The sequence below is a fragment of the Sulfuricaulis sp. genome (assembly GCF_049587675.1).
In the GTDB taxonomy this organism is placed as follows: domain Bacteria; phylum Pseudomonadota; class Gammaproteobacteria; order Acidiferrobacterales; family Sulfurifustaceae; genus Sulfuricaulis.
Map to the genome: position 1 here is coordinate 1 of NZ_JBAVEJ010000080.1, position 10435 is coordinate 10435.

A 10435-nucleotide genomic window follows, 5' to 3' on the forward strand; every position below is an offset into this window, starting at 1 on the left:
ACGACGGCACCATCGGGCCGTGGGCGGTGGTAGCCTCGCTGCCGTTCGCGCCGGAGATCGTGTTGCCGGCAATCGACTATCTGGTGCATCAGGTCGACCTGAAATCGGGCAATCCCTGCGGCTTCAAGGCGACGTTCAATCCGACCTACCCGGACAAGCGCAGCAATCCCTACGGCTGGGTATCGCCGTGGCATTACGGCCTAAATCAAGGGCCGATCGTTTTGATGATCGAGAATTACCGCACGGGTCTGTTATGGCGAGTGATGCGAAATTGCTCTTATATCGCCAGCGGCTTGCGGCGAGCGGGTTTTGGCGGAGGTTGGTTATGACTCCTGTACTACTTATGTATTGGTTGGAAATTACAATTAAATCCATAACGACGAACTCTTCTGGACCCTGGCTTTTGCAGGGATGGCAGAAATTGGGAGTCTTGCAAGAGTTTCAACGATACGAAATTGGTAAGGAAAAAACACGGATTACAAGTCCACGTGCCGACAACAACGAATTATCAATGATCTGGTTCGCGGCGCGTCCGTCCGGTACCGAAGACATTTACAAAATCTATGCAGAGAGTTTCCGTCGAGCGGATCATCTGCGCCGCATCCTCGAGGAAGCACAGACCATCGTCAGTGCTGCGCTGGCAGCCCCCCGCCGCAGCCGGGGATTGCGTCCCGGACAAATCGCAAGGAGAGGTTATGAGCGACCAAGCACGAATCAGCCACCCGAAGCAGCGTCTTTTCTCCAGGGACGTAGAAGGATTCGATTCCCTGTCCGAGCTTGCCCTGGATTTGCGTTCAGCGTGGAATCACGCTACTGACCAGGTGTGGCGGCAGCTGGATCCAGAGCTCTGGGAGCTGACCCAAAATCCCTGGGTGGTCTTGCAGACGGTTTCGCGGGAGAAACTCCAGCGGGTCTTGGCCGATCCCGCTTTCCGCAAAAACGTTGACGATCTGGTGCAGACCCGGCGCGACGCGGCGGAGGCGCCCGCGTGGTTTCAGCAAATCTACCCGCAAGCGCCGCTGGGCCGTGTTGCGTATTTCAGCATGGAGTTCATGTTGAGCGAGGCGTTGCCCATTTATTCGGGCGGACTGGGCAACGTGGCCGGCGATCAACTCAAGGCCGCCGGCGATCTGGGTGTCCCGGTGATCGGTGTCGGGCTGCTCTACCAGCAAGGCTATTTTCGCCAGGTGATCGACAAGAACGGCGCGCAACAAGCGCTCTTCCCGTACAACGACCCCGGACAGCTGCCGATTACACCGTTGCGTAAATCGAATGGCGAGTGGTTGCGGTTGGAGATCGCCTTACCCGGATACTCGGTCTGGTTGCGCGCCTGGCAGGCGCAGGTCGGCCGCGTGAAGCTGTACCTGCTGGACAGCAACGACGCCGCGAATTACCCCGCGCATCGAGGCATTACCAGCGAGCTTTATGGAGGCGGGCCGGAGTTGCGCCTCAAGCAGGAGATGCTGCTCGGGATCGGTGGATGGCGACTGCTCGCGGCGCTCGGCATGCAGCCGGAAGTCTGTCATCTGAATGAAGGGCATGCGGCCTTCGCGGTGCTGGAACGCGCGCGAAGTTTCATGGAGGACGCGGGGCAGACCTTCGAAGTCGCGCTGGCCGTCACCAAGGCGGGCAACCTTTTCACCACGCACACGGCAGTGGCGGCCGGCTTCGATCGATTCGCGCCGGCGCTCATCGAGCAATACCTCGGTGGTTATGCCGAGCAGAAGCTTGGAATCACACTCCACGATTTGCTGGCCCTGGGCCGCCAGAATCCGAACGACTCGTCGGAGCCTTTCAACATGGCTTATATGGCGATCCGCGGAAGCGGAGCGGTGAATGGCGTCAGCCGCCTGCATGGAATGGTGAGCCGGCGTCTCTTCCAGCCGCTCTTTCCACGTTGGCCGGCGGACGAAGTGCCGGTCGGACACGTGACCAATGGCGTCCACATGCCGACCTGGGACTCGGGCCAGGCGGATGATCTGTGGACGGAAGCCTGCGGAAAGAATCGTTGGCTGGGCACGATGGAAACCCTCGAGCAGGACATTCGCCGTGTCTCCGACGCCAGTCTCTGGCAATTTCGCACCGCCGCCCGAATATCTCTTGTTGAATACGCCCGCGAACGTTTGTCCCTGCAATTGGCCATCTCAGGGGCGTCGCCCGAGGCGGTTGCGGGTGTGAAGCATCTGTTTGATCCCAACACGTTGACGCTGGGCTTTGCGCGCCGTTTTGCAACCTACAAAAGACCAAACCTGCTGCTGCACGACCCGGAACGACTACTGCGCGTGTTGACCAATCCGCAGCGCCCGGTACAGCTCATCATGGCGGGCAAGGCCCATCCCGCGGACAAGGCAGGGCAAGCCCTGATTCAGGAATGGATACATTTCGTCCGACGGCCCGAGGTGCGCCCGCATGTGATTTTCCTGAGTGACTACGACATGCTCCTGACCGAGCACCTGGTGCAAGGGGTGGATGTCTGGCTCAACACGCCGCGCCGACCTTGGGAAGCGAGTGGAACCAGCGGCATGAAAGTACTGGTCAATGGCGGTATCAATCTGTCTGAATTGGACGGCTGGTGGGCGGAAGCCTACACGCCGGAAGTGGGGTGGGCGTTAGGGGATGGCCAGGAACATGATAGCGATCCCGCCTGGGACGCCATCGAAGCGGAAGCCCTCTACAGCCTGCTCGAGCGTGAGGTGATCCCGGAATTTTATACTCGCGACGAGCAGGGCATCCCCAGCGCCTGGGTGGCGCGGATGCGGGAAAGTATGGCGCGGTTGACACCGCGCTTTTCCAGCAACCGCGCAGTGCGCGAATACACCGAGCAATACTACTTTCCGGCCGTCGCCGCCTACCGTGAGCGGGCTGCCGACAAAGGCAAAGTCGGCGTGGATATAATCAATTGGCGACACGCGCTGGAAAAAAAATGGGCCACGCTGCACTTTGGCGAAGTGAAGGTAGAGACTGACGGCGAACAACACGTATTTGAAGTTCAGGTGTATCTCGATGATCTTGCCCCGGAGGCCGTGCGGGTAGAGCTCTACGCCAACGGCGTCGGGGACGGCGCTGCCGTGCGGCAGGAGATGAAGCGCGTGCGGCAACTGGTGGGCGCGATAAATGGCTACGCCTATCGTGCGGGGGTGCCTGCAGCCCGCCCGGCCACGGACTATACGGCGCGACTGATACCGCACCACGACGGCGCGGCAGTTCCTTTGGAGGCCGCGCGCATCCTGTGGCAGCGCTAATTCAGTCTCGAAAATGGTGGCGGAATAAACAAAAGCGATCCGATGCGAAAGGTAAAAAAACCGAAAGGAAGGCGACGACCAAACGGTCGGATGTCGTCCGTGTCATCAGGCCGGGCCGTCAGAAAGCCGGGTGCGCGAGTTGCGCGCATGGAGACACGCGAACGTCCGCTGCATGATTATTTGGTGGAGGTTTCCGAACACACTGAAGTTCGGAGGGGCGTTCCTTTGCCTTTAGGAACTCATGAATCCGGGGGAGGCGTTAACTTCGCCTTGTTCAGCCGCCACGCCAGCCGCATTCGGCTGGAGTTGTTTGATCATCCCGCTGACGCAACGCCTGCCAAGGTGATTGATCTCGATCCCGCGCGCCACCGCACGGGCGACGTGTTGCACGTCTGGGTTGAGGGGATTCGTTCCGGTCAACTCTACGCCTACCGGGTGGATGGCCCGTATCAACCCGAGGAAGGCCATCGTTTCAATTTCAATAAGCTGCTCCTGGACCCCTGTGCGACGGCGATCGCACCGCAGCCAGATTGGGATTTTGGCCCGGCCCGCGGATACGATCCATCTGCGTCGGAAAAAGACCTGGTTTTTTCGACAGCAGATGATGCCGGGGTCATGCCGAAATGTGTCTTTACTCACGAGCATTTTCACTGGCATGACGACCAGCCACTCCGGCATCCCTGGTCGAAAACCGTGATTTATGAAACGCACGTCCGCGGTTTCACCATTCATCCCAGCGCCGGCGTGGAGCACCCCGGCACTTATCGCGGCGTGATGGAAAAGATTCCCTATCTGAAAGAACTGGGCGTGACAGCGGTGGAACTGATGCCGGTACAAGCGTTCAACGAAAACCAGATTACAGGCACCCATCCGCAAACCGCCCAGCCACTCAGAAACTACTGGGGCTACGACCCCGTGACCTTCTTTGCACCCCAAGCCTTCTACAGCAGTTCGGGTGGCTTGGGTCAACAGAAACTGGAGTTCAAGGAAATGGTCCGGACCCTACACGCATCGGGCATCGAAGTGATCCTGGATGTCGTGTTCAATCATACGGCTGAGGAAAATGAACTGGGGCCGACGTTGTGTTTCCGCGGCATTGACAACGCGGTTTTCTACATGCTCAAGGAAGACAAACGCTACTACAAGGACTACGCGGGTACCGGCAATACCATCAACGCCAACCATCCCGTTGTCCGTGAGCACATTCTGGCCGCGTTGCGCTACTGGTCGGTGGAGATGCATGTGGATGGGTTCCGGTTTGACCTGGCATCCATTCTCGGTCGAGACGGCAATGGCAAGCTGCTATCGAATCCTCCTCTACTCGAGGGGATTGCGGAAGATCCGATCTTGAGAGGCGTGAAAATCATCGCCGAGGCGTGGGATGCCGCCGGCGCGTATGAGGTGGGAAGCTTCTCCGAACGACGTTGGACAGAGTGGAACGGCCGCTATCGTGATGATGTCCGGCGTTTCTGGCGCGGCGATGATGGAATGCTCGGTTCATTTGCGAGCCGAATCTGCGGCAGCGCCGACATCTACACCAAGTCCGGCAAGGGTCCCGAGTGCAGTATCAATTTCGTCACCTGTCACGATGGATTGACCTTGAATGATCTGGTGAGTTATCGAGATAAGCACAATGAAGCCAATGGTATGAATAATCAGGATGGGACCAACGAGAATTTCAGCGTGAATTACGGCGCTGAGGGCGAGACGGCCGATACCCGGATTGAGTCACTCAGGAAGCGCCAGATCAAAAACTTCCTGCTGAGCCTGCTGATCTCGCGCGGCGTGCCGATGTTGCTGGGAGGCGATGAATTTCGCCGCACGCAAGGCGGAAACAACAATGCCTACTGCCAGGACAACGAAACAAGCTGGTATGACTGGCGCTGCCTGGAACGGCACCACGATATTTACCGTTTCGCCCGTGAACTGATTGCCTTTCGCCGGGCGCATCCGATTCTAAGCAAGGAGCAATTCTACACGGAAGCAGAGATCCAATGGTTTAACCCGAACGGAGGATTGCCCGATTGGGTGGATCTGAAGGCAAAACAACTCGCATGCCTGGTGCATGAAGACGAAAGCAGTATGCTTTACCTGATGTTCAATGCCAGCACGGAGGCGGCCGCGTTCCGTGTGCCAGCCGCGCCGAAGCGCGCCCATTGGCGCCTCGCCGTGGACACGTGTCGCGAAGCACCGCAAGACTTGTTTTCCCCAGGCGAGGAGCCACGCTTGGACGCTTCGCAGACTTACGCTGTAGGATCGCACACCGGTGTCATACTTGTGGCTCGGAGATGAGTTAACGCTTGGGCAATCACAACCTGAAGTTTCTAAAATGAAAGATTCTGATTTATGGCGATACCAGTGAAAGCATACATCCTGACGATCAACGGTGGCTCCTCGCGCATCAAGTTTGCATTCTTCGAGACGGGTGATTCGCTGCGACAGGTGGTGGAGGACAGGAGCGAACATGAAACCAGCAAAATTTGATGTAGGCCCGAAGAAGCCCGACATCGAGGTCAACAAACCGGCCAAGACGAAGTTCTGGCAACGGCCCGACGTCAACCTCATTCTATATATACTGTTCTTCGCTGCCATGTTTTACCTGTGGCAGTCCTCTACCACGATGGAACAACAGGAGATCCCTTATAGTCAATTCCTGCAATACCTGGAACAAAATCAGGTCGACAAGGCCGTCGTTACCGAGAACCTGATCACCGGCACGCTTAAACTCAAGGACGAAAAAACCGGCAAACCTCGGGAATTCATCACTGTGCCCTTGCCGAACAACGAGCTGGCCCAGCTCATGGAAAAGCACGGCGTGCAATACACCGTCCGGCACGAAACCCACTGGCTGGGCACGTTGCTGAGCTGGGTCGTGCCGTTCGCGCTGTTATTTCTCGTGTGGACCTGGCTGTCGAAGAAGATGAGCGGAGCCGCCGGTTTTCTGAACATCGGCAACAACCGGGTACATATTCACCCCGATACGCTGCCGAAGGTCACCTTTGACGATGTGGCCGGCGCGGAGGAAGCCAAAGAGGAACTCAAGGAAAGCATCGAATTTCTCAAGAATCCTGCACGCATCCAGCATCTCGGGGGCCACATGCCCAAGGGCGTGCTGCTGCTGGGGGCGCCCGGAACCGGCAAGACCCTGCTCGCGCGTGCCGTGTCGGGGGAGGCGGGGGTGCCGTTTTTCAACATCAGCGGCTCCGAGTTCATCGAGATGTTCGTCGGCGTCGGTGCGGCGCGCGTGCGCGACCTGTTTCAACAGGCGCGCGCCAAGGCGCCCTGCATCATTTTCATCGACGAGCTCGACGCCATCGGCCGTACCCGGGGCGGGCCGGTCATCATGGGCGGCCATGACGAACGGGAACAGACGTTGAACCAGTTGCTGACGGAGATGGATGGTTTCGATCCCTCCACTGGCGTGGTGGTCATGGCCGCGACCAATCGCCCGGAGGTGCTGGACAAGGCCCTGCTGCGCGCCGGGCGTTTCGATCGCCAGATCGTGGTCGACAAGCCGGATTTGGCGGCGCGCGTGCTGATCCTCAAGTTGCACGCGCGCAAGCTGACCCTGGCCGACGATGTGGATCTGAACGTGGTAGCACAGCGAACCCCGGGCTTCGTCGGCGCCGATTTGGCCAATATCGCCAACGAGGCGGCCATCCTGGCGGTGCGCCACAACCACGAGGCAGTGACGATGGCCGACTTCGAGGCGGCCATCGACCGGGTCATCGCCGGTCCGGAGAAAAAGCACCGCGTGTTGAACGCCGAGGAGAAGCGCCGGATAGCCTTCCACGAATCCGGACACACTTTGGTGGCCGTGACGGTCCCCACCGGCGAGCCGGTGCACAAAGTGTCCATCATCCCCCGCGGGGTGGCCGCGCTGGGATACACCATGCAATTACCGGTCGTGGAAAAGTTTCTCTCCACCGAGAACGAACTCAAGGACCAGCTTGCCATCCTGCTGGGCGGTCGGGTCGCGGAGGAGATCGTGTTCGGCGATATCTCCAGCGGCGCCTCCAACGACCTGGAGCGCGCCAGCGAGATCGCCCGCGACATGGTCACCCGGCTCGGCATGAGCGAGAAGCTCGGACCGCTCACTTACGGGCGTCGCCAGCAGTCGCTCTACCTCGGCGGCGAATACACAGAGGAGAAGAATTACAGCGAAGAGACCGCGCGCCAGATCGATGTTGCGGTGAAGGCGTTGGTGGAGGACGGCCATCAACGAGCGCGTGAGATTCTCACGGCGAAGCGCCCGGCGCTGGAAGCGCTGGCCGCCGTGCTGCAGGAAAAGGAAGTCATCAGCGGCGAAGAAGTGAAACGAGTCGTGCGTGAGGCACAAAATCCTGCGGCGGCGGGATGAGCATATCATGGAGATGCTAACCACAAGCAACACACGTCCATTACAGATTATCAGATCACGTGATACCAGCGAAAGCATACATCCTGACGGTCAATGGGGGTTCCTCGAGCATCAAGTTCGCGTTGTTCGAGGCCGGTGACTCGCTCCGGCGGATTCTGGAGGGCGGGATTGAGCGGATTGGGCTGCCGCAGGCCAGCTTGCGGGTGAAAGGCTTGAATCCGGCGGACAACCTCTCGCGGTCGTTAACGGCATCGGATCACACGGAGGCGGTGGGTGTGCTGATGGATTGGATCGAGGAACGCAGCGGACGTGAGGCGTTGACCGCGGCGGGGCATCGCGTGGTGCATGGCGGGCCGAAGTACAACAAGCCACAGCGAATCACGGCCGAAATGATTGAAGAGCTGCACCGGCTCAGTTCATTCGATCCCGAGCATCTGCCGGAAGAGATCCAGCTGACCGAGGCGTTTCATCGCCGGTTTCCCGATCTGCCGCAGGTGGCGTGTTTCGACACGGCTTTTCACCATGACCTGCCGCGCGTGGCGCGGTTGTTGCCGATCCCGCGCCGCTACGAAGCGCAGGGGGTGCGGCGCTACGGGTTTCACGGGTTGTCGTATGCATTTCTCATGGAAGAACTGGCCCGCTTGGCTGGAGCGGAAGCGGCACCAGGCCGGGTCATCCTCGCCCACCTCGGCAATGGCGCGAGCCTGGCGGCGGTGCGTGACGGCAAATCCGTGGACACAAGCATGAGTTTCACCCCGACCGCCGGAGTGCCGATGAGCACGCGCTCCGGTGACCTCGATCCCGGTCTGGTTTGGTATCTGGCGCGCACTGAAAAAATGAGCGCGAAGCAATTCAACGAGATGGTCAATTTCCAGTCCGGACTGCTCGGGATATCTGAAACCAGTTCCGACATGCGTGACTTGCTCGACCGTGAAACGCAGGACGTGCGGGCGGCTGATGCGGTCGCGCTGTTTTGCTACCAGGTCAAGAAATGGATCGGTGCCTTCGCGGCGGCATTGGGCGGACTGGACACGCTGGTGTTCGCCGGTGGTATCGGAGAGAACGCGCCTACGGTCCGCGCGCGGATCTGCGACGGGCTGGGATTCCTGGGAATCGAACTTGAAGAAAAGCGAAACGCGGCGAATGCGGGCGTGATTTCTAGGGACGCCGGCCGAGTCGCGGTCCGCGTCATTCATACGGACGAAGAACGCATGATAGCCGAAACGGTTTGCCGCGTTCTCGGTCTTGGCGGAAAAAAAGGAGAATAGATCTATGCAGACAAAATCGCTTTCCCCGGAACTGCTCCTAAAGATGGACGCCTATTGGCGCGCCGCGAACTACCTGTCTGTCGGTCAGATTTATCTCTACGACAATCCGCTACTGAAACGTCCGCTGACGCTCGCGGATGTGAAGCACATGCTGCTGGGACACTGGGGCACCACCCCCGGGCAGACCTTCATTTATGTGCACTTGAACCGGGTCATCAAGAAATACGACCTCGACATGATTTACGTCTCCGGCCCCGGGCACGGCGGCCCGGCGGTGGTGGGCAACACGTACCTCGAGGGCACATACAGCGAGATCTATCCCGACATCAGCCAGGACGAGGCCGGACTGCAGAAGCTCTTCAAGCAGTTCTCGTTTCCCGGCGGCATTCCCAGCCACGCCTCGCCGGAGTGTCCGGGTTCGATCCACGAGGGTGGCGAGCTGGGCTATTCGCTCAGCCATTCGTTCGGGGCGGTGTTTGACAATCCCGATCTCATCGTCGCCTGCGTGATCGGCGATGGCGAGGCCGAAACGGGGCCCTTGGCAACCGCATGGCAGTCGAACAAGTTTCTCAACCCGATTACCGACGGCGCGGTACTGCCAATCCTGCACCTCAATGGCTACAAGATCAGCAATCCCACCGTCTCGGCCCGCATTGAGCATGAGGAGTTGGAGCAATTTCTACGCGGCTGCGGCTGGACGCCGCACTTCGTCGAAGGTCACATGCCGGAAGCGATGCATCAACGCATGGCCGGTACCCTGGAAAAGGTCATCGAGGACATTCGGCATATCCAACGCAATGCGCGCAACAACAACGACGTCACGCGGCCGCGCTGGCCGATGATCGTCCTTGTGTCACCCAAGGGCTGGACCGGTCCCAAGATCGTCGATGGCTTGCAGGTCGAAGGCAGCTTCCGTTCGCACCAGGTACCGCTCCATCCGAGAGCGCATCCCGAACACCTCAAGCTGCTGGAGGAGTGGCTCAAGAGCTACCGGCCGGAGGAACTCTTCGACGAGCAGGGCCGCCTGCAACCGGAACTGGCCGAACTGGCGCCCGAGGGCGAACGCCGCATGGGGGCGAATCCCCACGCCAACGGCGGCATGCTGCTGCGCGACCTGCGCATGCCGGATTTCCGCGACTACGCGACCGACGTGCCCGCGCCGGGGGCGCCCGGCATCGGCGACACCCATGTGCTCGGGCCCTTCCTGCGCGATGTGGTGAAACTGAACGAGGCGCAGCGCAACTTCCGGGTCTTTGGCCCGGACGAGACGCTCTCCAACGGTCTGGAAGCCCTCTTTGAAGTGACCCAACGCCAGTGGGACGCCGCGACCGTGCCGAACGACGAATGGCTCGCGCCCAGCGGGCGGGTGATGGAAATGCTCAGCGAGCACCAGTGCGAGGGCTGGCTCGAGGGCTATCTGCTCACTGGGCGCCATGGGCTCTTCAACTGCTACGAGGCGTTCATCCACATCATCGATTCGATGTTCAACCAGCACGCCAAGTGGCTGAAGGTCACCGCGGACCTGCCGTGGCGGCGCAAGATCGCCTCGCTGAACTACCTGCTGG

General features: G+C 59.7%; 7 protein-coding genes. All 7 read left to right on the forward strand.

What is annotated here, in order from left to right; genetic code table 11:
• On the forward strand, positions 1–329 hold a 329-nt coding region (locus WB402_RS04280; RefSeq protein ID WP_424205680.1), incomplete at its 5' end, for a glucoamylase family protein.
• Positions 330–695: 366 nt separating this feature from the next.
• Positions 696–3242, forward strand: a complete 2547-nt coding sequence (glgP, locus tag WB402_RS04285) for an alpha-glucan family phosphorylase (protein ID WP_424205681.1) — start codon at positions 696–698, stop codon at positions 3240–3242.
• 147 nt (positions 3243–3389) lie between these two features.
• Complete coding sequence (gene glgX / locus WB402_RS04290) at positions 3390–5534, forward strand: glycogen debranching protein GlgX (RefSeq protein ID WP_424205682.1); 2145 nt, start codon at positions 3390–3392, stop codon at positions 5532–5534.
• 54 nt (positions 5535–5588) lie between these two features.
• Complete coding sequence (locus WB402_RS04295) at positions 5589–5726, forward strand: hypothetical protein (protein ID WP_424205683.1); 138 nt, start codon at positions 5589–5591, stop codon at positions 5724–5726.
• On the forward strand, positions 5707–7602 hold the full coding sequence (gene ftsH / locus WB402_RS04300; protein ID WP_424205684.1) for an ATP-dependent zinc metalloprotease FtsH: 1896 nt from the start codon (positions 5707–5709) through the stop codon (positions 7600–7602). Before WB402_RS04295 ends, ftsH begins: the two co-directional genes overlap by 20 nt.
• 59 nt (positions 7603–7661) lie before the next feature.
• A complete protein-coding gene (locus tag WB402_RS04305) occupies positions 7662–8870 on the forward strand; it encodes an acetate/propionate family kinase (protein WP_424205685.1) in 1209 nt (402 codons plus the stop codon).
• Between the two features lie 4 nt (positions 8871–8874).
• Positions 8875–10435, forward strand: a 1561-nt coding sequence (locus tag WB402_RS04310) for a phosphoketolase (protein WP_424205686.1), incomplete at its 3' end; no start/stop codon positions are given.

Bases quoted from the DNA above. Each gene is read 5' to 3' on its own strand.
- glgP (WP_424205681.1), top strand. From the start codon at position 696: ATGAGCGACCAAGCACGAATCAGCCACCCGAAGCAGCGTCTTTTCTCC.
- glgX (WP_424205682.1), top strand. From the start codon at position 3,390: ATGGAGACACGCGAACGTCCGCTGCATGATTATTTGGTGGAGGTTTCC.
- WB402_RS04295 (WP_424205683.1), top strand. From the start codon at position 5,589: ATGGCGATACCAGTGAAAGCATACATCCTGACGATCAACGGTGGCTCC.
- ftsH (WP_424205684.1), top strand. From the start codon at position 5,707: ATGAAACCAGCAAAATTTGATGTAGGCCCGAAGAAGCCCGACATCGAG.